The 350-nt window shown below is 68.3% G+C and carries 1 pseudogene; it reads left to right on the top strand.

The window, feature by feature from the left end:
- Positions 1-350, top strand: a pseudogene (locus AC5RVN_RS17455) (HNH endonuclease signature motif containing protein); the annotation flags it as partial.

Genomic DNA, 350 nt, shown 5'->3' on the forward strand with positions numbered 1-350 from the left:
CACCAACACCCTGCCCAGCACCGGCGGAAACCGCCCCCAAATCATCGCCACCATCAACTACCAAGACCTCCTCCCCCACCACAAAGCCACCCACCCAGCACCCACCACCGGCACACACCCCGGCACCGACAAGGACACCACCACCGCCACCGCTCTCAGCACAAGGACCAGCACCAGCACCGGCCCCGGCACCGGCACCGGCACACCCCCCGGCACGGGGAACTTCGTGTTCACCGGACCCGTCGCCGCCGCGACCCTCCGCAAAATCGCCTGCGACGCCGACATCATCCCCGCACTCCTGGGCACCCACGGCGAAATCCTCGACCTCGGCCGCAAAACCCGGCTCTTCA

The organism is Arthrobacter sp. sptzw32 (assembly GCF_059089735.1).